31 protein-coding genes are annotated in these 24,515 nt (G+C 60.3%); 5 read left to right on the top strand and 26 right to left on the bottom strand.

Annotated features, from left to right (window positions below; translation table 11 throughout):
• The first annotated feature begins 19 nt into the window (after window positions 1-19).
• Complete coding sequence (gene tsaA / locus PST29_RS06450) at window positions 20-715, top strand: tRNA (N6-threonylcarbamoyladenosine(37)-N6)-methyltransferase TrmO (protein WP_060842642.1); 696 nt, start codon at window positions 20-22, stop codon at window positions 713-715.
• 122 nt (window positions 716-837) lie between these two features.
• Here the strand turns inward: tsaA and fpr are convergent, their stop codons facing one another.
• The gene (gene fpr, locus PST29_RS06445; RefSeq protein ID WP_016966062.1) at window positions 838-1,617 is read right to left on the bottom strand and encodes a ferredoxin-NADP reductase; all 780 of its coding nucleotides are present in this window, start codon (window positions 1,615-1,617) and stop codon (window positions 838-840) included.
• A 119-nt stretch (window positions 1,618-1,736) separates the two neighbouring features.
• Here fpr and PST29_RS06440 point away from each other — a divergent pair, with 119 nt between their 5' ends.
• The gene (locus tag PST29_RS06440; protein ID WP_060842641.1) at window positions 1,737-2,663 is read left to right on the top strand and encodes a LysR family transcriptional regulator; all 927 of its coding nucleotides are present in this window, start codon (window positions 1,737-1,739) and stop codon (window positions 2,661-2,663) included.
• Here the strand turns inward: PST29_RS06440 and PST29_RS06435 are convergent.
• Complete coding sequence (locus PST29_RS06435) at window positions 2,660-3,028, bottom strand: diacylglycerol kinase (protein ID WP_173655929.1); 369 nt, start codon at window positions 3,026-3,028, stop codon at window positions 2,660-2,662. The two genes, PST29_RS06440 and PST29_RS06435, sit on opposite strands and share 4 nt — an antisense overlap.
• A gap of 69 nt (window positions 3,029-3,097) precedes the next feature.
• Window positions 3,098-3,748 (bottom strand): response regulator transcription factor ErdR, encoded by a 651-nt coding sequence (gene erdR / locus PST29_RS06430; protein WP_060837817.1) that lies wholly within the window; start codon window positions 3,746-3,748, stop codon window positions 3,098-3,100.
• Window positions 3,749-3,986: 238 nt separating this feature from the next.
• Between erdR and PST29_RS06425 the strand changes: the two genes are divergently transcribed.
• Window positions 3,987-4,895, top strand: a complete 909-nt coding sequence (locus PST29_RS06425) for a DMT family transporter (protein WP_060842640.1) — start codon at window positions 3,987-3,989, stop codon at window positions 4,893-4,895.
• On the opposite strand, the gene PST29_RS06420 is transcribed toward PST29_RS06425, so the two are convergent.
• Window positions 4,879-5,589 (bottom strand): tRNA-uridine aminocarboxypropyltransferase, encoded by a 711-nt coding sequence (locus PST29_RS06420; RefSeq protein WP_060837815.1) that lies wholly within the window; start codon window positions 5,587-5,589, stop codon window positions 4,879-4,881. The two genes, PST29_RS06425 and PST29_RS06420, sit on opposite strands and share 17 nt — an antisense overlap.
• A 191-nt stretch (window positions 5,590-5,780) precedes the next feature.
• Here PST29_RS06420 and PST29_RS06415 point away from each other — a divergent pair, with 191 nt between their 5' ends.
• Entirely contained in the window at window positions 5,781-6,206 is a 426-nt protein-coding gene (locus tag PST29_RS06415) for a quorum-sensing-regulated virulence factor family protein (protein ID WP_060837814.1), read from the top strand.
• Here PST29_RS06415 and PST29_RS06410 read toward each other — a convergent pair whose 3' ends face one another.
• The gene (locus PST29_RS06410) at window positions 6,207-6,401 is read right to left on the bottom strand and encodes a hypothetical protein (RefSeq protein ID WP_060837813.1); all 195 of its coding nucleotides are present in this window, start codon (window positions 6,399-6,401) and stop codon (window positions 6,207-6,209) included.
• Window positions 6,402-6,841: 440 nt separating this feature from the next.
• Here PST29_RS06410 and PST29_RS06405 point away from each other — a divergent pair, with 440 nt between their 5' ends.
• Window positions 6,842-7,960, top strand: coding sequence for a TIGR00730 family Rossman fold protein (locus PST29_RS06405; RefSeq protein WP_060837812.1), 1,119 nt, complete (start codon window positions 6,842-6,844; stop codon window positions 7,958-7,960).
• A gap of 39 nt (window positions 7,961-7,999) precedes the next feature.
• Here PST29_RS06405 and recX read toward each other — a convergent pair whose 3' ends face one another.
• From recX to PST29_RS06310, 21 genes are all read right to left on the bottom strand, one after another.
• The gene (gene recX, locus PST29_RS06400; RefSeq protein ID WP_060837811.1) at window positions 8,000-8,467 is read right to left on the bottom strand and encodes a recombination regulator RecX; all 468 of its coding nucleotides are present in this window, start codon (window positions 8,465-8,467) and stop codon (window positions 8,000-8,002) included.
• Window positions 8,468-8,475: 8 nt separating this feature from the next.
• Window positions 8,476-9,528, bottom strand: coding sequence for a recombinase RecA (gene recA, locus PST29_RS06395; protein ID WP_011059579.1), 1,053 nt, complete (start codon window positions 9,526-9,528; stop codon window positions 8,476-8,478).
• A gap of 83 nt (window positions 9,529-9,611) precedes the next feature.
• Window positions 9,612-10,112, bottom strand: a complete 501-nt coding sequence (locus PST29_RS06390; protein ID WP_060842639.1) for a CinA family protein — start codon at window positions 10,110-10,112, stop codon at window positions 9,612-9,614.
• A 166-nt stretch (window positions 10,113-10,278) separates the two neighbouring features.
• Window positions 10,279-10,611, bottom strand: coding sequence for a hypothetical protein (locus PST29_RS06385; protein WP_020372545.1), 333 nt, complete (start codon window positions 10,609-10,611; stop codon window positions 10,279-10,281).
• 177 nt (window positions 10,612-10,788) lie between these two features.
• The gene (locus PST29_RS06375) at window positions 10,789-11,631 is read right to left on the bottom strand and encodes a putidacin L1 family lectin-like bacteriocin (protein WP_060837808.1); all 843 of its coding nucleotides are present in this window, start codon (window positions 11,629-11,631) and stop codon (window positions 10,789-10,791) included.
• A gap of 8 nt (window positions 11,632-11,639) precedes the next feature.
• Window positions 11,640-11,825 (bottom strand): Com family DNA-binding transcriptional regulator, encoded by a 186-nt coding sequence (locus PST29_RS30760; RefSeq protein ID WP_082729320.1) that lies wholly within the window; start codon window positions 11,823-11,825, stop codon window positions 11,640-11,642.
• Window positions 11,826-11,895: 70 nt separating this feature from the next.
• Window positions 11,896-12,402: a hypothetical protein gene (locus PST29_RS06370; RefSeq protein ID WP_060842638.1), complete on the bottom strand. Its 507-nt coding sequence runs from the start codon at window positions 12,400-12,402 to the stop codon at window positions 11,896-11,898.
• Between the two features lie 156 nt (window positions 12,403-12,558).
• Entirely contained in the window at window positions 12,559-13,122 is a 564-nt protein-coding gene (locus tag PST29_RS06365) for a glycoside hydrolase family 19 protein (RefSeq protein ID WP_016966077.1), read from the bottom strand.
• A 50-nt stretch (window positions 13,123-13,172) separates the two neighbouring features.
• Window positions 13,173-13,601, bottom strand: a complete 429-nt coding sequence (locus PST29_RS30755; RefSeq protein WP_082729184.1) for a phage tail assembly chaperone — start codon at window positions 13,599-13,601, stop codon at window positions 13,173-13,175.
• 12 nt (window positions 13,602-13,613) lie between these two features.
• A complete protein-coding gene (locus PST29_RS06360) occupies window positions 13,614-14,843 on the bottom strand; it encodes a phage tail protein (protein WP_232513206.1) in 1,230 nt (409 codons plus the stop codon).
• Window positions 14,844-14,941: 98 nt separating this feature from the next.
• Window positions 14,942-15,304, bottom strand: coding sequence for a tail fiber assembly protein (locus tag PST29_RS30750; protein ID WP_082729183.1), 363 nt, complete (start codon window positions 15,302-15,304; stop codon window positions 14,942-14,944).
• Entirely contained in the window at window positions 15,301-17,088 is a 1,788-nt protein-coding gene (locus PST29_RS06355; protein WP_060842637.1) for a phage tail protein, read from the bottom strand. The genes PST29_RS30750 and PST29_RS06355 overlap by 4 nt, the downstream gene beginning before the upstream one ends.
• A 15-nt stretch (window positions 17,089-17,103) precedes the next feature.
• Window positions 17,104-17,703 carry a YmfQ family protein gene (locus PST29_RS06350; RefSeq protein WP_060842636.1) on the bottom strand — a complete coding sequence of 200 codons (600 nt, stop codon included), beginning with the start codon at window positions 17,701-17,703 and terminating at the stop codon, window positions 17,104-17,106.
• On the bottom strand, window positions 17,691-18,731 hold the full coding sequence (locus PST29_RS06345; RefSeq protein WP_060842635.1) for a baseplate J/gp47 family protein: 1,041 nt from the start codon (window positions 18,729-18,731) through the stop codon (window positions 17,691-17,693). Before PST29_RS06345 ends, PST29_RS06350 begins: the two co-directional genes overlap by 13 nt.
• Window positions 18,721-19,119, bottom strand: coding sequence for a phage GP46 family protein (locus PST29_RS06340; RefSeq protein WP_060837801.1), 399 nt, complete (start codon window positions 19,117-19,119; stop codon window positions 18,721-18,723). The genes PST29_RS06345 and PST29_RS06340 overlap by 11 nt, the downstream gene beginning before the upstream one ends.
• A 2-nt stretch (window positions 19,120-19,121) precedes the next feature.
• Window positions 19,122-19,628: a phage baseplate assembly protein V gene (locus PST29_RS06335; RefSeq protein WP_060837800.1), complete on the bottom strand. Its 507-nt coding sequence runs from the start codon at window positions 19,626-19,628 to the stop codon at window positions 19,122-19,124.
• A 108-nt stretch (window positions 19,629-19,736) separates the two neighbouring features.
• Window positions 19,737-20,777 carry a phage baseplate assembly protein gene (locus PST29_RS06330; protein WP_060842634.1) on the bottom strand — a complete coding sequence of 347 codons (1,041 nt, stop codon included), beginning with the start codon at window positions 20,775-20,777 and terminating at the stop codon, window positions 19,737-19,739.
• Between the two features lie 3 nt (window positions 20,778-20,780).
• Window positions 20,781-22,025, bottom strand: a complete 1,245-nt coding sequence (locus tag PST29_RS06325; RefSeq protein ID WP_060842633.1) for a DNA circularization protein — start codon at window positions 22,023-22,025, stop codon at window positions 20,781-20,783.
• A complete protein-coding gene (locus PST29_RS06320; RefSeq protein ID WP_060842632.1) occupies window positions 22,015-23,736 on the bottom strand; it encodes a phage tail protein in 1,722 nt (573 codons plus the stop codon). The genes PST29_RS06325 and PST29_RS06320 overlap by 11 nt, the downstream gene beginning before the upstream one ends.
• Window positions 23,737-23,866: 130 nt before the next feature.
• A complete protein-coding gene (locus PST29_RS06315; RefSeq protein ID WP_060842631.1) occupies window positions 23,867-24,163 on the bottom strand; it encodes a phage tail assembly protein in 297 nt (98 codons plus the stop codon).
• The gene (locus PST29_RS06310) at window positions 24,160-24,507 is read right to left on the bottom strand and encodes a phage tail tube protein (protein WP_016965085.1); all 348 of its coding nucleotides are present in this window, start codon (window positions 24,505-24,507) and stop codon (window positions 24,160-24,162) included. The genes PST29_RS06315 and PST29_RS06310 overlap by 4 nt, the downstream gene beginning before the upstream one ends.
• Between the last annotated feature and the right edge of the window lie 8 nt (window positions 24,508-24,515).

Genomic DNA, 24,515 nt, shown 5'->3' with positions numbered 1-24,515 from the left:
AAGGCTTGAGGCTTGCCAAATGACCTACAGCGTTTCCCCCATCGGCTTCGTGCGCTCCTGCTTCAAGGAGAAGTTCGCCATCCCGCGCCAGCCGCAACTGGCACCCGCCGCCCGTGGGGTACTGGAATTGGTGGCGCCCTTCGATCAGGGCGACGCGGTGCAAGGGCTGGAGCAGGTCAGCCACGTCTGGCTGCTGTTCCTGTTTCACCAGGCCCTGGAGGACAAGCCACGGCTCAAGGTCCGCCCGCCGCGCCTAGGGGGCAACAAGTCCATGGGGGTCTTCGCTACCCGCGCCACCCACAGACCCAACGGCATCGGCCAATCGGTGGTCAAGCTGGACAAGGTCGAGGCCAACCGCCTGTGGATCTCCGGCATCGACCTGCTGGACGGCACGCCGATCCTCGATATCAAGCCCTACGTGCCTTACGCCGACATCATTTCCACGGCGAGCAATGACATCGCCAGCGCCGCGCCGCAGATTATTCCGGTGCAGTGGCAGGATAATGCCCTGCAACAGGCTCAGATCCACGCTCAGCGCCTTCAGGAGCCCCTGGTGGAGTTGATCGAGCAGTGCCTGGCCCAGGATCCGCGCCCGGCCTATCAGGTGCCCACTGCCGAGCGGGAATACGGCGCGCAGTTCTGGGACCTGGATGTGCGCTGGCATTACCCCGAGCCGGGGCTGATCCGGGTGCTGGAAGTGGTCCCGGCGGGCTGAACCCCGGAAACGAAAAAGCCCGCGTTGCCTTGACAGGCAACGCGGGCTTTTTTGCGTTCGGGAGATCGTGCCCAATCAGCACGAATGCGCTGCTTGGGCGATCTTCGCGAGCAAGCTCGCTCCTACTTTTCGACGAAGGCGCGTTCGATCAGGTAGTCACCCGGTTCGCGCATGCGCGGCGAAACGGTCAGGCCGAAGCTGTTGAGCACTTCGCTGGTTTCTTCCAGCATGCTCGGGCTGCCGCACAGCATGGCGCGGTCGTCCTGCGGGTTGATCGGTGGCAGACCGATGTCGCGGAACAGCTTGCCGCTGCGCATCAGGTCGGTGAGACGGCCTTCGTTCTCGAACGGCTCGCGGGTCACGGTGGGGTAGTAGATCAACTTTTCACGCAGCGCTTCGCCGAAGAACTCGTTCTGCGGCAGGTGCTCGGTGATGAACTCGCGGTAGGCGACTTCGTTGACGTAGCGTACGCCGTGGCACAGGATCACTTTTTCGAAACGCTCATAGGTTTCCGGATCCTGGATCACGCTCATGAACGGCGCCAGACCGGTGCCGGTGCTGAGCAGGTACAGGTGCTTGCCCGGCTTCAAGTCATCCAGTACCAGGGTACCGGTTGGCTTCTTGCTGATGATGATCTCGTCGCCTTCCTTAAGATGCTGCAGCTGGGAAGTCAGCGGACCGTCCGGAACCTTGATGCTGAAGAATTCGAGATGCTCTTCCCAGTTCGGGCTGGCAATGGAGTAAGCACGCATAAGCGGACGGCCATTGGGCTGTTGCAGGCCGATCATCACGAACTGACCGTTCTCGAAGCGCAGACCCGGGTCGCGGGTGCACTTGAAGCTGAACAGAGTGTCATTCCAGTGATGAACACTGAGGACACGCTCGTGGTTCATGTTGCTCATGTACGGGGGCTCCTAGAAATTGCCTGCGCTGACCATGAGCGCAATTGCACAGCATTCTAATGGCGGCGACAATATCTGTTAACTGGATTATTAAGATAAGGGTTATCGGTTATATCGATATGCGATTTACTCTCCGTCAACTGCAAGTCTTCGTCGCCGTCGCCCAGCAAGAGAGCGTTTCTCGCGCTGCCGGGCTCCTGGCCCTGTCGCAATCCGCGGCGAGCACCTCGATCACCGAACTCGAGCGCCAATCCAGCTGCCAGCTGTTCGACCGTGCCGGCAAGCGCTTGAGTCTCAATGCCCTGGGCAAACAGTTGTTGCCCCAGGCGGTGGCCCTGCTCGATCAGGCCAAGGAAATCGAGGACCTGCTCAACGGCAAGTCCGGCTTCGGCTCGCTGTCGGTGGGTGCGACCCTGACCATCGGCAACTACCTGGCGACCCTGCTGATCGGCAGCTTCATGCAGGTACACCCGGAAAGCCAGGTGAAGCTCCATGTGCAGAACACTGCGCATATCGTGCAACAGGTGGCTCACTACGAAATTGATCTGGGTCTAATCGAAGGCGACTGCAGCCACCCGGATATCGAGGTGCAGACCTGGGTCGAGGATGAGCTGGTGGTGTTCTGCGCGCCCCAGCATCCGCTGGCCAAACGCGGCCACGCCAGCATGGAGGAGTTGACCCACGAAGCCTGGATTCTTCGCGAACAGGGTTCCGGCACGCGCCTGACCTTCGACCAGGCCATGCGTCATCATCGCAGCGCACTGAACATTCGCCTGGAGCTGGAACATACCGAAGCCATCAAGCGCGCAGTGGAGTCGGGATTGGGTATTGGCTGCATCTCCCGCCTGGCGCTGCGGGACGCCTTTCGCCGGGGCAGCCTGGTGCCGGTGGAAACGCCGGGGCTGGATTTGGCCCGGCAGTTCTATTTCATCTGGCACAAACAGAAGTACCAGACCTCGGCGATGCGCGAATTTCTCGAACTGTGCCGTTCGTTCACCGCCGGGGTGCAGCGCAGCGACGAGATCGTCCTGCCGAGCATTCCTTAGATCAGGATCACCGCCCAGACGATAGTGATCATGCTCAGGGCAACAAACTGCGCGGCACTGCCCATGTCCTTGGCGTTTTTCGACAACGGGTGGCGATCCAGGGAAATGCGATCGATGGCCGCCTCCACCGCCGAGTTGAGCAGCTCGACGATCAGCGCCAGCAGGCACACGGCAATCAGCAGCGCGCGCTCGACCCGGCTGACATGGAGCAAAAAGCTCAAGGGAATCAGGATCACATTGAGCAGCACCAGTTGACGAAAGGCTGCCTCGCCGGTGAAGGCGGCGCGCAAGCCATCGAACGAATAGCCGGCGGCGTTAAGGATGCGTTTAAGACCGGTTTGACCTTTGAAAGGCGACATAGGCAGGGCAACTGAAGAAAAAGAAGTGGGGAAGCTAGTTCAACCAAAGTCAAAAAAGCGTGAACCAGCAGCCGGTTAATGGCTGGAAATTGACTCAAGTTGTTGCAGAAGCAAGGCCGCCTGGGTGCGTGTGCGAACCCCAAGCTTGCGGAAGATCGCCGTCACGTGGGCCTTGATCGTCGCTTCCGACACACTCAGTTCATACGCGATCTGCTTGTTCAGCAAACCTTCACAGACCATGGTCAAGACCCGGAACTGCTGGGGCGTCAGGCTGGCCAGGCCTTCGCTGGCGGCCTTGGCTTCCGCCGAAACACTGACTTCTTCAAACGCCTGGGGCGGCCACCAGACATCACCGTCCAGCACACTGCGCACCGCTTGTTGAATGACTTCCAGGGAGCTGGACTTGGGAATGAAACCGCTGGCCCCGAACTCTCGGGAACGGACCATGACGGAGGCTTCTTCCTGGGCCGACACCATCACCACTGGAATCTGCGGGTATTGCCCGCGCAACAGCACCAGACCGGAAAAGCCGTAGGCGCCGGGCATGTTCAGGTCCAGCAGGACCAGGTCCCAGTCGGCTTTTTCGGTCAGGCGGGTTTCCAGTTCAGCGATGCTCGCCACTTCCACCAGACGCACATCAGGCCCCAGGCCCAGGGTGACGGCTTGATGCAGCGCACTGCGAAACAGCGGGTGGTCATCGGCAATCAGGATTTCGTATGTGGCCATTTTTCAAATGATCCTGTTTTTCATGGCAGGACTGATGCATTCAGCCCTCATCCAGGCAACACGAGTGCTCGCCAGAGTGCGACACCCAAAGAGCACGAACACCGCGAAAAGCCTGAGCAAAACGGTGGTTCAAACAGCGCTGGCGCCCTAATCGGCGCCAAGCATGCCCAGCGCAGCCGGGGTGGTCAAGCGTGAAGCTTTGCGGCATCTTAGCCGGCTAACTAATAAGAGTGCCATCATGCGAAGCCAAGCCTTGCGTGCCGATGTCCTGATGTTGATCACCGCCGTGATCTGGGGATCGGCGTTTGTCGCCCAAACCTCCGGCATGGATCATATCGGGCCCTTCCTTTATTCCGGACTGCGCTTCGCTCTGGGTTCACTCTGCCTGCTACCGCTGGTCCTGCGCAGGGCGGCGGCCGATCGCCCTGCCGCACCGCTGCTCAATCGCGGCCTGTTGCTGGGCGGCGTGCTGATGGGGCTGGCCCTTGCTCTGGGGATCAATCTGCAACAGGTCGGGCTGTTGTTTACCAGTGTCACCAATGCCGGGTTCATCACCGGGCTTTACGTCATTGTAGTGCCGCTGCTGGGATTGCTGATTGGCCACAAGACCGGCCTGGGCACCTGGATCGGCGCGGTGCTGGCCGTGGTGGGGATGTTCCTGCTGAGCGTCGGCGACGGCTTTCAGGTGGCCTCCGGCGACTGGCTGCAACTGATCGGCGCCTTTGTCTGGGGTGGGCACGTGATTCTGGTGGGCGTATTCGCCAGCCGCCATGACCCGATTCGCCTGGCCTTCCTGCAATTTGCCACCTGCTCGGTGGTGAGCCTGATCCTGGCGCTGTGCCTGGAGCCGATTCGCTGGAGCGCGATCGTCGCTGCCGGGCCAGCCATTCTTTATGGCGGCGTGATAGCGGTCGGCGTCGGTTACACCTTGCAGGTGATCGCTCAAAAGAACGCAATTGCCTCCCACGCCGCGATCATCCTCTCCCTCGAAGCCGTGTTCGCCGCCGTCGCCGGGGCCTGGCTACTGGATGAGTCGCTGCAGATGCGCGGCTATTTCGGCTGCGCCCTGATGCTCGGCGGCATGCTGGTTGCCCAGCTATGGCCGCAAAAAAAACAGGCAAACGCCACCACTACACAAAGGGCTTGAGCCGGGAGTGCACTTCATCCTGGGGATCGATGGCTTTCTGGAACTTCGCCGACAGGTAATGGGTGCTGAACACATCAAGGTAGGCATCCAGGACCTGGCTGACCTGCTCGTCCCCCGCCAGCTCCAGGCATAACGCGGCAACCTCGGCGGTACAAAAATGGTCGTCGCGCTTGGAGCGGCGCAGTTTGTAGCGCGACAGCTTCTCGGACGACAGGCTCAGGACCGGCAAGTGCTCAAGATACGGGCTCTTGCGAAACATTTTGCGGGCTTCGCTCCAGGTGGCATCCAACAGAATGAACAACGGGCGCTTGCCTTCTTGCCGCCGGACCTCGCTGACCACCCGCTCGGGGGCCACGAACTCGCCGGGGAACACGATGTAAGGCTGCCACTGCGGATCCGCCAGCAAGGCCAGCAATTGTGGATCGACCTCGGTGCGGGACCAGTGAAACGCCCAGGTGTCGGCAATCACATCGGCGATCAACCACCCGGTATTGCTCGGTTTGAGCGGCTCCACATCGTGCATCACCAGGCACATGGCCGATTCGGCGCTGACCTTTGGCCGCCAGGCACACAGGCAATGACTGGGAATCACGCGGCAGCGCGGGCAACGCTCGGCTCGCGAGCCCCGGGCGAAAAAGGGTTTGACCACACGAGCCATACGCAAATCACGTAGGCGGGATACCGCGTGGCTCATCGCAGGCCACACCGGCAAAGGGCAGGAATCAACACGTCAAAAACTCGAGGCGGGAAAAAGTCGGACAAGTTTATCAGAGCTATCTGTTCAAACCTGTACCGCCTTCCTGGCTCTCCCCCTATAATTCGTCGCCACTGAACGCACAGTCGAGTGACTGGTCGAAGCTTCAGTCATTGCACCAGGAGAGTTTCATGTTGCGCTTTACCATCCCTACCGTCGCCCTTCTGCTGGCCTTGCCTCTGGGAGTCCAGGCTGCGTCTTTGCAAGAGTTCGAACTGAGCAAAATGCTGGAGAAGGTCGCTGCGGAAAGCAACGTCGGCACTCCCCGGGAAATCAACGAAAACATCCTCGATCAGGGTTATACCGTTGAAGGCAAAGAGCTGATCAACCACCTCAGCGTCCAGTCAGCTCACGCCGCCCAGATGCGCGCCAATCCCAAGGCGGTCTACCTGCAACTGGGTGCCAGCGTCTGCCGCAACCCCAACTACCGCAAGCTGATGGCCAAAGGCGCAATCATGCGCTACGAATTTACCGAGAACCGTACCAATCGCCCGGTCGCCTCGGCACGCTTCCAGGAATCGGACTGCCCCTCCCAGAACACCCCCAAGAAGAAGTAATCAAGAGCGAGCCGCGCGTCGCTGCAGATCCTCGGCGCGCAACTCCGCCACCAGGGCCTGCAGGTAACGCGAGTGCGGCTCCTCGCCCGCCAGGCGCCGCCGGCACTCTTCCTCAAGGCTCAAATCATGGGCCGCCGCAGCGGCTTGCAACAGCTGGTACAACTGCGGATCGATTTCCAGCACAACAGTGGTCATCCCTTGCCTCCTTGCCCTTCGCTTTCACGAATGAGCGCCCGCGGCCCCTTCCCGGGCCCAGCGCTGTAACTTAGTAAATCAGGGGTACAGCCCCCTGCCGCCGCGCCCGACCAATGGTGCACAAGCCGATAAGTTCATCAAGAAGCGATTGCCAGCCAAGACTTTCTGGGCACATGATCAAGTCATGTCCGAAGGTTTCCATTAATGCTTTGAGGACGGTTCAGGAGGCCGCCCTGATGCGCCTTGCAGTGCAATTGTTTTCTCAATAAAGGAAAGCAGGACCTCTGTGGATACCTCGATTGCCGCCCAGCGACGGTCAGCAGCAATCGGCGAGGAGCATTGCTCGCACGCTGGGCCGAGCAGGCAGCGACACAGGCTGTGTCGTGGCACATTCGAATACCTCGAGCGTGCACAAGGTTCTGTGCAGAAGGAGAAGCTGAATGCCTTACCAATCGAATGACCTGTTAACCCGTCATTTTCAGAGCAAGGGCGCCGACCTCACGAGCCAGGTCGAAGCGCAACTCAACCAGATTGCCCCCAACAGCCCAAATATCCCTCTTTATCGCGACATGGTTCTCACTGTCCTGCGCATGGCCGAGGATGACCTCAATCGCTGGAACGCCAAGATCACCCTGCAAGCCCTGCGTGAACTGGAACATGCCTTCAGAGTCCTGGAACAGTTCAAGGGTCGGCGCAAAGTGACGGTATTCGGCTCGGCGCGAACCCCCAGCGAGCACCCGCTGTATGCCATGGCCAAGGAGCTGGGCGCTGCCCTGGCGCGCTCGGACCTGATGGTCATCACCGGTGCCGGAGGCGGCATCATGGCCGCAGCCCATGACGGCGCGGGCCTGGAGCACAGCCTGGGATTCAACATCACCCTGCCCTTCGAACAACATGCCAACCCGACTGTCGGCGGTACGGAGAACCTGCTGTCATTCCACTTTTTCTTCACTCGCAAGCTGTTCTTCGTCAAGGAAGCGGATGCTCTGGTGCTCTGCCCCGGTGGATTCGGCACCCTGGATGAAGCACTGGAAGTCCTGACCCTGATCCAGACCGGCAAAAGCCCCCTGGTACCGGTGGTGCTACTGGACGTACCTGGCGGGCAATTCTGGCAGGGCGCCCTGGACTTCATCCGCAACCAGCTGGAAGCCAATCGCTACATCCTGCCCAGCGACCTGAAACTGGTGCGTCTGGTGCATAGCACCGAAGACGCCGTCAAGGAAATCCAGCAGTTCTACGCCAACTTCCACTCCAGCCGCTGGCTGAAGCAAGAGTTCGTCATTCGCATGCACCACAATCTCACCGAACAGGCGCTGGCACAGATGCAGACGGAGTTCTCCGACCTGTGCCTCAGTGGTCGGTTTCAGCAACATGCCTACCGTGGAGAGGAGCACGATGAAGCGCAATTCAGCCATTTGACACGGCTGTCGTTCACTTTCAACGCTCGCGACAATGGCCGCCTGCGGGAACTGATCGACTTCATCAACCTGCCGCAGAACTGGGCCAGACAGCCCCCCAAGGCCCACCAAAGCGTGAGAGAAACCAGCGACGCCAACTGATCCGCCTCTCGCCCGCGGCATCACGCAGCGGGTACAGCCTCAGTCATCCAGCCCTCGGCCGCTCAACAGGCGGCCGATCATGTCCATGGAATAGCCGCGATAACTCAGAAAGCGCCCTTGCTTGGCCCGCTCCCGGGCATCCGCAGGAAAGTGCCCGGCAAACTTGCGCTGCCAGACGTCTCGCAACTGCTCTTGCCAGTCGATACCGCACTCACGCAGGGCAAGATCGATGTCACTTCGCTGCAAGCCGCGCTGACTGAGTTCTTCGCGAATACGCATTGGCCCGTAACCTGAACGGGCACGGTAGGAAACAAAACTTTCGAGATAACGGGATTCGGACAGCAATCCCTCTTCCGTCAAACGGTCAAGGGCAGCTTCGATCATTTCAGGAGGGGCGCCGCGCTGACGCAGTTTACGCGTCAGCTCGACTCGACCGTGCTCGCGTCGCGCGAGCAGGTCCATTGCAGTTCGCCGCACCGCGACGAGGGTATCGAGTACGGCGGTCATTGGATCAATCAGATATCAGCGTCGGCCATATCGTCTTCGGTCTCTTTGACCGGATTGGCTTTGACGTCTGGCGAGGCTGTCAGCAGCTTCTCGCGAATCTGCTTCTCCAACGCGTTGCCGATTTCCGGGTTGTCCTGCAGGAACTTGGCCGAGTTGGCCTTGCCCTGACCGATCTTGTTGCCCTGGTAGCTGTACCAGGCACCGGATTTTTCCAGGAAACCGTGCAGCACGCCAAGATCGATGATCTCGCCGTTGAGGTAGATACCCTTGCCGTAAAGAATCTGGAACTCGGCCTGACGGAACGGCGGAGCCACCTTGTTCTTGACGATCTTGACTCGGGTTTCGCTACCGACCACCTCATCGCCTTCCTTCACCGCGCCGGTACGACGGATGTCCAGACGAACCGAAGCGTAGAACTTCAGGGCGTTACCACCGGTGGTGGTTTCCGGACTGCCGAACATCACGCCGATCTTCATGCGGATCTGGTTGATGAAGATCACCAGGCAGTTGGCGTTCTTGATGTTACCGGTGATTTTACGCAGCGCCTGGGACATCAGGCGGGCTTGCAGGCCCACGTGCATGTCGCCCATTTCGCCTTCGATTTCAGCCTTGGGCACCAGAGCCGCCACGGAGTCGACGATGATCACGTCAACCGCGTTGGAACGCACCAGCATGTCGGTGATTTCCAGGGCCTGCTCGCCGGTATCCGGCTGAGAAACCAGCAGATCGTCGACATTGACCCCCAGCTTGCCGGCGTATTCCGGGTCCAGCGCGTGCTCGGCATCGACGAAGGCACAAGTGGCACCGGCTTTCTGCGCCTGAGCGATGACCGACAGGGTCAGGGTGGTCTTACCGGACGATTCAGGACCGTAGATTTCAACGATACGGCCTTTTGGCAGACCGCCAATGCCCAGAGCGATGTCCAGACCCAGAGAGCCGGTGGAAATGGCCGGGATCGCCTGACGGTCATGATCGCCCATACGCATTACGGCACCCTTGCCGAATTGACGTTCGATCTGACCCAGGGCCGCAGCCAAGGCTTTCTTCTTGTTGTCGTCCATTAAAGTCCTCACGTAATCAATAAGGCCTGACGGCCAACACCTGTATAAGTAGCCAGTATTATTCCACAGCGCTCAAGGATCGCCTACCCCTGATTTGCGATTTCTGCTGCGGCGTGTTGCAGCAGCCCCTCTAGCGCGGCCTTCACCGTTTGTCGGCGAACCTCATCGCGATTCCCGGGGAAGTGCCGGCACTCGGCAGTCAGCGTCTCTCCCGCGCCCCAGGCCAGCCACACGGTACCCACCGGCTTCTGCGCGGAACCGCCATCCGGCCCGGCGATGCCACTGACCGCCACGGCAAAATGTGCATGGCTCTTGGCCTGCGCTCCGCGAACCATGGCCTCTACCACCTCACGACTGACCGCACCGACCGAGTTGAACAACCCGGCCGGTACATTCAGTTGCAAAGTCTTCTGGCGATTGGAATAAGTGACATAACCGGCCTCGAACCAGGCCGAACTGCCCGGAATCCGCGTGATCGCCTCGGCAATACCGCCGCCGGTGCAGGACTCCGCGGTGGTGACATGGGCATTCAGAACCTGCAGACGCCGGCCAAGTTCAGCGGCAAGCTGGGTAATTTCTTTCACAATCCTCTCCTGATGGGGCTGGCGTGTGCTTACCGTACACCAGCAAAGACGGCTTGCAAGTGACAAGCCGTCAGGAAAACCAACGGCTCTGGAACGCGGCTTCAGACAACGAAGCCCCAAAGAACAGGAAAGCGCTCGCGCAAGCTCGCGAAGCTCGACACACAACTCAGGCCAGCAAGTCCCAAGTCAACGCGATTGCACCACCCGGAGTGGATGCATAGGCCCACAATGCCTGGCCTGCGGGAATACGGATCGGGTACGGCATGACAATCTCGGAGTCACTGCCGGAAATGCTGGAGCCGTTGCCCGAGAAGATGATGGCCGCATTGGAGATGGAAGACCCGGTCGGTCCCACATACAGATCGACCACACCGGTCGAGGTCTTGATCAACCCCGTCTGGATGATCAGCCCACCCGTGTTTTGGGCCGCCGAAACGATCTCCACAATGCCTTTTGGGAATACGGTAATGAAGTGCTTGCCCATGGTTACTGCGTTCATTTTTTTCACCTTTGAATGGAAGGGGCGGTCACGGAAAGTGCCGTTTTCATGTCGCTCAAAGGCGATGGGGTCGAAGCTCTTGGGCTTCTCGATGGACGAGCTGCAACAGCACACCCACCGATATCTTGAAGACGCCAGGCAAAGGCCCCGCACGATCGCGGGGCTTCTTGCGGCCTTTTAGAACACGTTGTCCCAGGTGTAGCTAGCGGTTTGCCACTTGTGATCCGGGTAAAAGACACGCGGCGGCTTGATGGTCGGGGTGTACCCGAAACGGGCCCAGATCGGCCGCTCGGTCACGATGCTCAAGCTGCCGTTGGCCTGCAGGCGAATGGTTGCGCCCGGATGGCCAGCAGTCCCACTTTGCCAAACGACGGCATTGTTCGCTGCGTAGATCACCAGGTTACCGTCTGCCTGCATGACGCATCGCGCACCGCCCCTGTTCTGGGTGTACGTCGCCCAGACAACGCTCCAGTTCGGACCGTAGACCACCAGGTTGCCATCGCCCTGGAAGACCAGGGAATGATCACCGGCACGGTAGAACTGGCCCGGTACCAACTCCGCAGGGCCACCGATGATCATGGCCGCCCCGACTGCCGGAGTGAACACGCGACCGTTGGGCGCATACCAGTGAGGGATCGTGTCGATGGTCACGATGTTCCCGTCATCCTGAACCTGGGTGAACGCACGCAAGGACGCATCCTCGCGAGAGCCCATGGTGGGATCGCTCGGTGTCGTCGACCAGATACGGCCGCGCAATGGGTCATCCAGAACGAAGCCGTAATTCATAAAGACCATCATCGGGTCTTTCTTGTTGCCCTTGCTCACATTGGTAAAGGGCGTGTTCTGGTCGGCGACCCACGCCAACTGGGCGCCGTCATAAAGTGCAAGGTTGCCATCAGGCTGAAAGAGCAACTTGAAGCGTTTGTTCGGGGACTGCAGGTACTGGTTCGGCGCCATGTAATAGCGAGCCGGCAGCACCGAAGAACCGTTGTCGGTGAAGTCGTAGCGAATCCAAGCCATGTTGATACCTATTGAGTCGAATGATCAGTCGCGGAAAAGTCCGCTCTCATGTCGCTCACAGGCGATTGCCCAAGGCTCGAGGCCTTCACGTGATTCAAGGTTCCACAGCGGGAACATTTGATCTGGAGCTCGGTAAACTCACCCACGCGGGCGAGAAGTCGTTTGCAATGACCGCATCTGCATTCTTTTAACATCGACAAGTCCATTTGATTTCAACTGCCCCACACTGCGGCAGCGATCCATTTCATAAAGGTCTCAAGGCCGTCAGTGCATCGCCGGAGCACCTTGCAACAGCGACTGAGACTCCCGCACCCACTGCTGCAACGCCCTCAATTGCTCGGCATTGGCATGGCATTGGCTGTAGTTGTCGACGACGCTGGCGGCGACGGTAGAGAGTGCAAGGCCCGAGGCGGCGTCATCAGCGACGCCGGGGCCTGGGGCCACGGGCAGGTTGGTGGCGCCGGCGTCGTGCACCCGGACAAAACCACCAGGCACAACACAGGCGTTATCAGCTGCTTTCGAAACATAGATCGGAACCTCCTTGGTGACAGTGGCGCCCGCCTGATAGACCTTGACGACGCGATCGACGTACTCGACCACCACCTTCTCCTTGACCCTGCCCAACGCCTGGCCCTGCTCGAAGGATTGCTGCAGTCGGGCCTCGTCCAGGCGCTGCTGCTGACTGCGTTCGCTGCCGGCACCGCTGACGAAGCCAAGGGCATAAAGCAACCCCGCTACGACGGCGAGAGCCAGCCAACTGCGGATATTCATCACGTCCTCCTCGGACCGATATGAAATGCATCAAACGGCCGGCAAAAATCCCTGTAGCCGCTGCCACAGGCTGCGAAAAGGTCCGCAGGACCTTCCCTCCAGGTCCAATCGCAGCCTACGGCAGCGACTACAGAAGGTGCCCGCCTCCGCATGAACTCAGACCACGGGCAGGCACAGCACCGCCCGCGCCCTGGCCCAGAGTTGCAGGCGATCCTGCAAGCCGTTCAAACCGCCATTGATGCGACGGGTGATGCTGTTGAACTCATCGCGATCGGCCAGGGCATTGAGCCCGCCGCGCTCCCAGAACCAGGCCGCCGACTCGGCGGCCCATTGCGGCTGCTCCAGCAGCTCCGGCAACTCCAGCAGGCGCTCATCGCCAAACAGCCCGAGGCTGCACTGGCGATAGTTGCTGCGCCCAGTGATCTGGATCAGCCCACGCCCGCGATAACGCTGACCGTCGCCATCGGCCTCGGGGGTGTTGCCCAGGCGTGCCGCGAGCGTGCCGGTGTCGTACTTGCTCAGGTATTGATCACTGCCCAGCTCGCGCACGTATTGCAGTTGCCCGGATTCGTGGCCGATCTGGGCAAGAAAGGCCGCCTGGCGCTTCGGCGTATCGATCTGCCGATGAGCCATGGCGGTGTTGAGTGGAGAAACAAAAACGCCCGCTTGGCGGCGGGCGTTAGGCATGATTTGTTGCAGTTGTTGTTCGGTAATAAGCATGTTCTGTGTTTGTAAGTCGGATAAGAAAACGCCCCGGCGGTGCGGGGCGTTTATTGGGTCTGTTCAGTTATCCACGATGGTGCAACAGGGCGATATTGGCTATCGGGAAAGTTCGGAGATTGCGGCCAGTCGCGCAGCAACTGGATATAGCTAATCAACTCCTTAAATTCCTGATTATTGAGAGTTGCTACCACACCGGCTTCGGCTTGATCGCGATGCCGTTCCCGAAGCCACATGACAGCCGATAGCTGAGCATTACGCCAACTCCGCTCCTGTGAAGGGAGATCAATGCTTGGTTCGGGTGCATCTACTAAATAAGGCAACCCGCTATCGTTGTGAACTCGAATTTTTCCAGGTTCGGGATTACCGATCACGGAGAGATACAACTCTTCTGATATTTCAACTACATCTGCAGGGAGCACCGAGTGCACCCCAACCAGATAGGTTGTCCCGGTACTAGGACTGTATAAACGTTTCACTTACACCTCCTGTCAGAAACCGACTGCAATATAGTTTGCAGACTGATTCGCCGATACCCCGTTAAAAACCTTACAAACTGCTGTAAATGAGGATTGGTTTTTCGCGGTAACGGTCAACCCATACTCATTCATCGCGATGCCTGAAGTGACACTAGGGACAACGACAAAACATGCGTTGGGGAATGCAAGTGGATAAGTAGTTGTTTGCCCACCTGCACTCAAGGGAAGAGTATTGCCCCATTGGACAATTACACCTCCTAACCAAGATGGAAAAGCCACATAGCCATTTGCAGCAAGACTAATAGAGAATCCAAGACGCAATTGTCTCGGTGTTACAATTTTCGAGGTGCTGCTTCCAGCGTTTACGTCCGTTTGACTGGCTATCAATGCTGTACCTCGATTGGTTTCAGTGGCTTGGGCAGCCAACGGAACCAGCGAAGCAACATCGATATTTCCCTGATTGGTCGGCGCGTTCCAGGCCTTGATGCACCACATGACCGCCAGGTTGCGAGGACGGGTTTCAACGCCACCTGATGGATTTGTCCTTAGATTTTCATCATCAGTAACTCCGTTACCAGTATCACCATAAACCCAAGAATCAAACACACTTCCAGCACTTGAACTGTCCTTCACTGAGTGTGCATGACTCTTGAACTCATCGGCCTGCCAACTGCCGACAGTCCGCCCAGCATCCACCCCACGACCATGATCCCAACCCCGCAGGAACTCCCCCCGAGACTCCGGCAACCGGAAGTTACCCGCGCCCTCGCCCCCGGTGTTGAAGGTCGTGCCCAAATAGGCCGCCAGATCCGGATAAGTCGCAGCACTCTGCACACTGCCGTCCACCTCCAGGAATCCCGGCGGCACCGTCCCCTTGGGAAACGGCACCATGGCTCCAACCGGCAAGGCCGACATGTTCTTCAGCAACGCTTCGATCTCGGCCTTGGTGTAGGTCACCGACTTGGTGTACGCATCGGTGATCCCATACTCGGCCAAAGTCGTGCGGATCTTTTCCGGCGGAATCGAATCGCGCACGATCGCCTTGATCGCCGCCAGCAACTGGTCATGCTCGGCCTCCGCCGGCTCCTTCCCACCCGCACGAATCACATTGAGCAATTCATCGGTCACCGCATTTCCCCATTCGGAAGAAATCAGTGAGCCGACTTGCCCCGTGACCGGGTTCTCGTCGACAAACTTCCCATTAACCAACCCAACACTTGGCACACTCTTTGGATAATCCACTCGTCTGTCCTCTCGTTGTCATTCATCCACGCCGACACAGTTCGGCGTGGACATAGTTAGAAAACTGGAAAAGAAAACGCCCCGGCGAGACAGGGCGTTTATTTATTCAAAATTTCATCTGGAGATAGAGGCCACTGAAAATCACGCGAAAATAAATCCTGTTCCTCAATCCTATTAAGACTGATCCGATAGTTTTTCCACAGTAAAAGCTGCTTTGCTTCTACGTCTGTAATACAACCGATATCCATTGCATCCTGTAATGGGCCCATCCTGTATGCAGCTAACGTCAGCAACTCACTTCGTCGTGCCTTCGCTAGAACAGAAAGCTCTTCAATACTAGGTAGGGAAGGCATCACCTGTACGGGCTCAAATTCTGAATAAACTTCATTCGGAAAAAGCTCATCCGCACCCTCTATCGCACGCCACCCCTGAACACCATCATTTCGTACCGCCCAACTCATACATCATCCTCCCAGCCATAACACATCAGCCCTGCGGCGCCTGCTCCCCAGTAGTAAACTCTTGGCTCCTCAAGCACAAACCGCCCCTGGGTATTGTGCTGCGTATTAGTAGAGCCGGTGCTATTGAGCGGTGGACTATTGGGTCCAATGTAACCACCAATGTAACTTGCGTTTGGCGCAGCTGAAGAGTTGCTGTTGGTTGCCCCAAGTAGTTGAAGGCAGATACCTGTGGCCGTTGGCGGAACAAACTGAAAAATGCTGACAGCAACAAGAGCTGTGGCGGTCCCCATGGCCCCCGACGCCATCATTGGAAGTGATGCCAGGTTCGAACCTGACGCAACTTTGTAACGACTGCTCCGACCGGCCTGCACATATGACAGTGGGTATCGGTTTGCCGTAGCGTCCGTGAAAAATGCGCTCACGCGTGTTGCAATAAAACCTGCTGGAATAATCGGTTCAAACACAAACCTCAGCGTTGTATCTACAGCGGTCATGAGCGCAGGTACGCTCGCCGTGATCTGACTCGAAGAGTCAACAGACTTGATGAAAGTTCCTTGCGGAAAGCTTGCTCCACCGAACGGCATTCCAACACGCATTGAAGAAGTGCTGGCAATGCCGGACACGACTGCCGAACCGACGATGGTCGAACACTGGACTAGCGGCATCAACGCAGCAATACCGGCGACTTGAGTGCCATTGGATACAACCCAGACGCTGTACCAACTGGAAGCTGCGAGCGCCCCGCTATCGAGACCATTTAGACCTGTGGTTTGCAGGTTGATGTTCAGGTCGACTGCGCTCAATGCCTGTGCCGCACTACCTTTACCGACAATCAGGCTGCGAGCCTTCACCGAGATCAGTGCATTGGTTCCAGAGGCAGAAACGTAGAGTCCCTGACAACTGCTACCCGATAAAGCTTTGAGCTTCTGAACTTCGACAGTTAGAGCAGCAACATCGATGTTTCCCTGATTAATCGGCGCGTTCCAGGCTTTGATGCACCACATGACTGCCAGGTTGCGTGGCCGAGTCTCTGAAGCTGTTCTCGGCGTACCATCGACGCCGTTATTGATTGCGTCTCGTACTCCGTTTGTTGTTGGATTCCCCGTCCCGAAGCGGGCGAGGTAGTCACCAATAGTTCCACCAGTCGAATACGGTTTAGCTGTATCGGCAGCACTAGCGTGGTAGTGCCCCTGAAACGCATCCGCCTGCCAACTGCCAGGAGAGCGCCCCCCATCCACCCCCCGCCCATGATCCCAACCCCGCAGAAACTCCCCCCGCGACTCCGGCAAACGGAAATTCCCCTCCCCTTCACCACCGGTGTTGAAGGTCGTCCCCAAATAAGCCGCCAGATCCGGATAAGTCGCAGCGCTCTGCACACTACCATCCACCTCCAGGAACCCCGCCGGCACCGTGCCTTTGGGAAACGGCACCATGGCGCCCACCGGCAGGGCCGACATGTTCTTCAGCAGCGCCTCGATCTCGGCCTTGGTGTAGGTCACCGACTTGGTATAGGCGTCGGTGATGCCGTACTCGGCCAAGGTGCTGCGAATCTTCTCTGGCGGTATCGAATCCCGGACGATCGCCTTGATCGCCGCCAGCAACTGGTCGTGCTCGGCCTCGGCCGGCACCTTCCCACCCGCACGAATCACATTGAGCAATTCGTCGGTAACCGCGTTTCCCCATTGCGAGGAAATCAGTGAGCCGACTTGCCCCGTGACCGGGTTCTCGTCGACAAACTTGCCGTTCACCAGCCCTACGCTGGGAACACTTTTCGGATAATCCACTTGTTCTTGTCTTCTCTAGTCATAGTTGATGTACACCTGTGTATGCGCCGGTGTACTGCGATGGATAAGGCACTCCAGGGCGTTCCCCGGATTCATGCCAAAACGTTCACCCCAATAGCTCGCGCCGAAACGCCGGCCCAGTTGCAGGCGGCCGCCGGTATTGAGGGTCCACATGAAGTTCGCCCGCCAGGTGCCGAAATGTGCATGACCAAAACGTGAGCGGCCCATGCGCGGGGTACTCAGCTCAGTGACGCTGGCATTGGGGTAGCCCTGGCTGCGGGCGATTTCGACGAAGTAGGCAGCGCGCTGGCTGCCCACCGCCAACAGACGGCGGCGCACGGCCAGCCGTCGGTCTTCGAACAGCGGGGTCAGGCCCAGGCAGGGATCGGGCAGGTTCATGACCTTTTCCCAATCGGTCACCAGTTCGCTGACGCTGGCCGGGTCCATTTCGTTTTGCAGGTCCACGGCCCGGGCGTCGATGCGCGCCAGCTCCTGGGAGATGCCCTGCAACACTCGTTCAAGCTCCGGCACCCGCTCCGGGTCCCAGGCCGGGCCGCTGGGCAGCAGGCTGCGCAGCTGATCCTGGTACTGGGCGGCGCTTCTTATTGCTGCCATTGGCAACCTCCGAAAACCAGCAACTGATTGTTCGCCGCCGGAACATCGGCCAGGGGCGCCAGCAGCCGGTGATCCTGCTCGCCGGTGGCGCTGCTGATGGCTTCGCGGATATGGCTGAGCAACAGGGTCTGGCCCAGGCCGGCCTCGCGGCTGTGCAGATCGCGCAGCTGGTCCTCGACCGCGGCGCGCACCGCGCTGGTGTCGGGGGTCAGGCGCAACGTGTAGGTCACCGGCAGCATCACCGGGGCCAGCACATGCACCTCGGCAGTGACCGGGCGCAGTGGCTCGATATAGGCCTGGACCTGCGCCAGTTGCTCGGCATTGGGGATCGGCTGCGGGTCATCGTCACGCATGACGAACAGGCCCACCGTGCCTGGCCCCAGGTAATTGCGCCGGCACCAGGCACGGGTAATGCCCGGGCATTCCAGGGCCCAGGTTTCGTAGTCGTCTGCCGAGCCGCCGTGGGGAATGATCCGATAGGAGCGGATCACCCGGGAGCGCAGGGATTCGAGGCTTTCTTCAGCCACGCCACCGCTCAGCCCCGGGGCCAGCACGGTGAACGCGTTGCCAATGCCTTGCACCGGCTGCACCGCGGTCAACTCCAGGCCGGCGCCGGCATTGCCCAGGGCGCCAGCATCGACGGCCTGGATCGTGGTGCTGTTGAGCCCGGCGCTGGTGGTGCGCGCGGCGGTCACTTTGTAACTGCGACCGTCGCTGCTCTGCAGCAGGGTATCGACATCCAGCACGGCTCCGGCCGCGGCCGTGAAGCTGACGCTGCCACGGGCCGCCTGGGCGGCCTTGCGCGGCTGGTTCAGGCGCAGGGCAGCGATGCGCTCCAGAGTCGACTCATCGGCCTTGTCCGGAAGGATCTGCTCGGCGATCCAATCCAGGTAGCCGTACAGGCCAAAGGCGGCTCCACTCAGGGTTCGGGCCAGCACTTGGGCATCGGACTGGCGCAGCGAATCGCTGGCCAGGTCGCTTTGGGTGCGTTGAATCAGCACCGGCAGCGAAGGGGTTTCAAACGGCATAGGTCACCTGCCAACTGTGAATGGGGTTGAGGTCCAGGCGTTCGCCGTCGGCCAGGATCAGCACCGTGCGCAGGTTCAGGCGCTGGGCATCGAGGCGTTCGCTGAGAATCTCGACGGCGTTGCAATGACCATCGTCGATCAGCCACTGCAAGGCCTCGCGGGCATAGAACTCGGCGTCGAGCTGGGTCTGCCGGGTCAGCTTGACCCGGCGCAGCAGCCACAGGCGCGAGCCGATGCGGTCGTCGGCCACTGTGGGAAAGCTGTCGCCCCACCAGCCATAGCGCTGATCGTCGTCCAGGGCATCGTCATCGGCGGCGCGGCGCCAGGTGAACAGGCTGATTTCCACAGCCCGGGTCAGGGCGTTCTTCAGGTCATAGGTGGCGAACATGCTTAACCTCCCACCGGCGCGCCGGTCTGGCCCGGACCGGGTTGCACGCCGCTGTGGACGTGGTTGATCTGGCTGATGCCGGCGGCAAGCTGATCGCCCTGGGAGACGATCTTGCCGCTCATGCTCAGGGTCGGGCTGTCGATGTTGACGCCGCTGCTGGCGCGGATGTTCAGGGTCGCGGTGTCGATGTCGATGACGCGCCCACGCTTGAAGTGGATCTTGTCGCCCTCGTCGGTGTAGATCGCCACCTCACCGGCGGCCAGGGCCTTGAGGCGGTAACGCCGGTCGGCCACCACCAGCACCACCGCGTGGGACCGGTCGCCGCCGAGGAAGGTGGCGATGCCCTCGGCGCCGGCCAGGGGATTGCTGGTGAAACCGTAAGGCTCGAAATGCTCCATGTCGTCGTTGACCTCGCCGGCGGTAAGGCGCATTTGCAGCGATTGCAGTTTGTTGGCCGAGTTGGCGAGCACCACGGTGCCCCGCGCCAACAGGCGTGTCAGTAGGCTCATGCTGAGTTCCTTGGAGGGTAGGAGCCGGCTTGCCGGCGAACAGGGGTTGCGCGGTTTCGGGCCGGATGCCTTCGCCGGCCAGCCGGCGCCTACGGATGGGCGCGGGTTTCAGGTGTTGCCGGGTGTCGGGTTGGCGTCGAAGGTCTGCGGCGGCGCCACCTGCAGGGTGGTGATCGAGCCCTGCTCGGACAGCGACCAGGTGACCTTGGAGATCAGCATGTCCCGGTCGAACCCCAGCACCGGGTCGATCACTCGCACCAGGGTGTTGTGGCGCCACAAATCGCCATTGCTCTGGCGCCAGCCCTGCACCTGGTAGGTGGTGGTCAGGGCCTTGCCGGTGCGGGTGCCGCACTCCCAGTCAGCGCGCTGCTGAGCCAGCTCGGCACTCAGTTGCGCGGCTTCGTTGATCACCGTGACCCGCTTGCGCGAAACCCTTGCATCGCTGGCCCGGCCAGACACCTCGCTGACCGCCGCCCCGCTGCTCTGATCGCTGCCCTTGTGCTGGCCAATCACCCGGTACTCGGAAAACACCGCGGAAAAATCCATCGGTGCATTGGCCGAGAGAATGTTCTTGCCCAGCTCCAGGGCATCGCTGGCGCGCCCACCGCTGCCCGGCGCCGCCAGCAGCAGGTAACCGTCGGCGTCGTCGGTGGAGAACACCCGGTACAGGGTCAGCAAACGGTCGATGGAGGCGAACACCGTCTCCCCCGGCACGATGCTGTGGGTGTGCAGCTTGCCGGTCGGGGCGATCTCGCTGCGCACCCCGACCCCGTAGGAGCCGGCCAGGGCGCGGACGATGCTCAGCACGTCCTGCTGGCGCCACTGACTCGGCCGGTTGATGGCCGCGCAATCCACCAGGTCCTGGGTCAGCGAACCGCCCTGGATGCTCAGGCTGATCTGCTTGCCGTCGTAACTGATCGGCGCCTTGTAGACATGCCCGGTGAGCACCAGGTCGCAACCGATGCGCACCTGACAGCGAGCGCCCGGGCGGATCCGCACCTGCGAGTCCTGCCCCGGCCATTGCCAGGTGATGTTGAGGCTGAAGGTGCGGAACTGCCGCTCCAGATCGGCGCTGATCTCCACGCTCTTCCAGCCGCTGTAGTCCAGCCCGTCCACCGTCAGGGTGACGATATTTGCCAGTTCGTCCATGGGTCACTCCCGAGCGATTTGCAGGTCGGCGGGCGGCAGAAAACCCGGGTGAGGCACCCGATTGCGCTGCACCACTTCGCCGACCCGGGTCGCATCGGCAAACCGCTGATAGGCCAGCACCAGCGCCGGCAGACTGCTCTTGGGGCTGAGGCTGACCAGCCGCACCCCCGAGGACGCCACCGCATTGAGGTGCCCCTGCACCTGCTGACGCAGAGTGTTGAGCGCCTGGTAATGCACCGCGTCGGCCTTGAGCGAGGCTTGCCAGATCAGCTCATTGAACTGATCGCGCAGCGCCAGCACATCGTCGGCCACCGGCACCTCCAGGCGCTGCACCGGCCGGCTGGCCTGCTGCGCCAGGGGCGGGGTGTTCTTGAGCTTCACCACGGGCGTGGCCACCGGCAACGCCGACACCAGGCGGGCGATCTGCACCAGCAGCGCATCCTGCACCAGGTTGGCCACTGCCTCGGCCGCCGCCGTGGTGTCCTTGCCGGTGGTCAGCTTCGGCGCATCGATGCGCCGGGCCGCCTCCACCTGCTGGGCAATATCGGCGAGCATCTGCCGATAGCCGCTGCGGGCAAAATCCTTGAGCCCGCGCACATCCTCCAGCAACCCCTTGAACTCCGTGCTCAGCTCCTTGGGTATGTCCTTGACCGCCTTGACCAGGGTGTTGAGGTCGCCATAGAACTCGATCAGCGGCTTGAACTCGTGCTCGATGACCGCATACACCTCGGTCAGCCCCTTGCGCAGCGCGTCCACGCCGATCCGCGCCTGCTTGATCAGATTGGTGGCGAACTCGAAACGCAGCACCGCCGAGCCCAGCAAGGTATCGCTGGCCACCAGCACCTGCTGCTGGGTGTTGACCACCGCCGTGGGAAAGCGCAGCGGCTGATCCGGATAGAACTTCAGGCTGAAGGTCACCAGGCCGCCGTCCTGGCGGCTCTGGGTCATCTCGCATTCGCCGACCTTGACCTGCATCCGCCCAAGCCAGGGGTGCACCAGCTCGCCGCTGCCCTCCTCCAGGGCCTTGAGCAGCCTGTCGCGCTGCTCCAGGCAATCGGCGCCGACGATAAAGGCCGTCAGGTCATGGATTTTCGCCTGCTGGCCAAGGCCCTCGAAAAACGGCTGGTCACGCTGCGGGTACTCGTGCAACTGGCCTTTCTGGCCCACCGGGGTTTTCGCCTGATCGACCCAGAACGGCACACCGCGAAAGGACGCGGGCAACAAACGATCACGCCAGTTATCCGCCATTGGAACCTCCTAGGGAAAGTGAGCGATAGCCCAGGGTCGAAGCCACGTTCAGGCCTGGTTGATTGGTCTTGGCCTGTTCGGCACGCAGGCCCGCCGGGGCGTTTTCGAAACGCACGGTCAACCCGCCTTCGAGTTGCGTGCGATTGTTGGCAGCGTTCTGCTGGATCAGGGCACTGGAGTTCTGGGTCAGCGAGCTGCCCTGGGTGGCGGCAAAGGGTGATGCCAGCCCGCCTTTACCCTCGGCGTTGATTTGCCTTTGCGTCTCGGTAAAGCCTTCGACCTTGCCGGTGACCGTGGCAATCAGCCCTCCGAAACCGCCCTCGAACAGTTCCCTGATCGGCACCATCAGCTCTTGAAGCTTGCTCCACAGCCCGGAAAACCAATCGGCGATGGGGGCCCAATTGGTCATGATCAGTTCCATCGGCGACCAGTCGAACAGGACCTCAATGGCCTTTCTGATCGAGTCGATACCCGGTTGCAATTCGGCCCAGATCGAACTGAAAAAGCCCGTAACCGCGCCCCAGTTGTTGTAAAGAATCACCAGCGGAGAGAAGTCGAACAGGGTTTGCAGGACCTTCTTGATCGCATCGATACCCGGTTGCAGCGCCGCCCAGATCGAGCTGAAGAAACTGCTGACAGCGCCCCAGTTGTTGTAAAGCACCACGGACGGAGAAAAGTCGAACAGCGTCTGGAACACCGTTTTGATCGCCTGGATGCCCGTTTGCAACACTCCCCAGATCGACGCGAAGAAACCGGTGACCGCGCCCCAGCTCTTGGTGATCATGTCCATCGGCACCCAGTCGAACAGGCCTTTCAGAAAGGCCATGGCCGGTACCGTCAAGGCCTTGAGCGACTCCCAGATGGATGCGAACAGGCCCGTCAATCCAGCCCAGTTATCGATGATCAGTCCCAGAGGCGACCAGGAAAACACCTCCTTGAGGAAGCCGACGACCGCAGCCGTCATCGCCTTGATGCTGTCCCAGAGCCCGGCAAAGAACGCCGTGACGGCTCCCCAGTTACCGATCAGCATGCCCAGGGGCGTCCAGCTGAACAGGGTACTCAGCACCTCCATCGCCTGCGCCGCGAAGCTCTTCACGCCTTCCCAAAGGCTGACGAAAAAGGCCGAGATCGGTGTCCAGTTGGCAATGATCACTCCGGCTGCCAGAGCAATGCCCATGGCAATCAGCATCACCGGATTGGCCTTGGCCACGGTGCCCATCAGGTCGAGCACCTGGGTCGCGCCCGTCACGGCGGTTTGCATCGCCGAGAAGGCAATGGCGCCCATCGCCAGCCCCTCGACCAGCTTCGGGTTGTCGTCGAGCAGTGTCCCCACGCTGTTGAGCATGGGCTCCAGACCGACCACCAGCGCCCCCACCGCCGGCGCCAGCGCGGCATCAATGGCCGAGGACACCTTGGCCATGGACTGACTGAATACATTCATGCCTTTGGCCGCGTCGGCCGACGCACTGGAGTCACCGACCTCGGCCAGTTTGCCCTTGAACGCGTCGCAGGCCTTGATCCCGTCGAGAAACGGGGTGATCAGGCTGCCGCCCTTGAACAGACCACTGATATCCAGCTTGCCCAGCCCGGTCTGCTCAAGGTTTTTCTTGAAAGAGTCGACCTTGCCTTGAAGGGCGACGAGTTTGGGTGACAGTTCGTCGATGCCGGTCAACAGCACCGACTTCTTCTCTACGGTTTGTGTATCTGCCATCACTGCACCTGCTGCATCGCATTGATCCGTTGCGCGTGCTCCAGGGATTCCCGGAGCACATCCAGTGGCCTGGCCATCATCTGTTCGGGGTCGACCTTCCAGAACCAGGCCAGGTCATAGGCGACAGCGATCAGGTCGGCGATGGCTGCGATGCCGCACTCATGAAAAAACTCGCCACCGCCCAGCTCAGGGCGTTGAGGTCCACCAGGTCCAGCTGGTTCACCGAGGACGGTGGAATACCGGCGCAGACCGCGATGTATTTGGCCGCGACGTCCATGTCGAGGCTGACTTCTTCGCTCTTGTCGATCTTGTACGGCAGCGCCTTGATCGCCCGCACTTCCTGCACCGTCGGACGGCGCAGGGTGAGTTCGGCCAGAGGCTCGCCGTGGGCCTCGATCGGCACCTGCAGCTTGACCAGGTTGCTCATTGCCAGGTCCCCTTCTGCCCTTCGAAGTTCAGCTCGATGCTGGCGTCGTCGCCCTTGGCAATAGGCTCGTCCACCAGGTAGGCGCCGGCCAGCACGTAGACCTTGCCGTTGGCGAACTCGCAGGTGACGGTCATGTCGGAGCCGGCAATCAGTTGCTTGAGCGGAAAGTCCGGGGTGTGCAGCGCGGTGACTTTGAACGACGGGGTGAGGTCGGTTTCCTTGTAGAAACCCGGAACCACGGTTTCCCGCTTGACGGCCATCAGCGGTGCTTCGCAGCCGCCGCTGATGGTCAGTTGAGCGCCGTCCACTTTGACGTAGCAGGTGCCCGCAATCAGTTGACCCATGATGTTTC

It is taken from the genome of Pseudomonas sp. St29, assembly GCF_001547915.1.
Taxonomy (GTDB): domain Bacteria; phylum Pseudomonadota; class Gammaproteobacteria; order Pseudomonadales; family Pseudomonadaceae; genus Aquipseudomonas.
The sequence above is the reverse complement of the archived record's forward strand: the minus strand, read 5'-3'. Positions and strand labels throughout refer to the sequence as shown.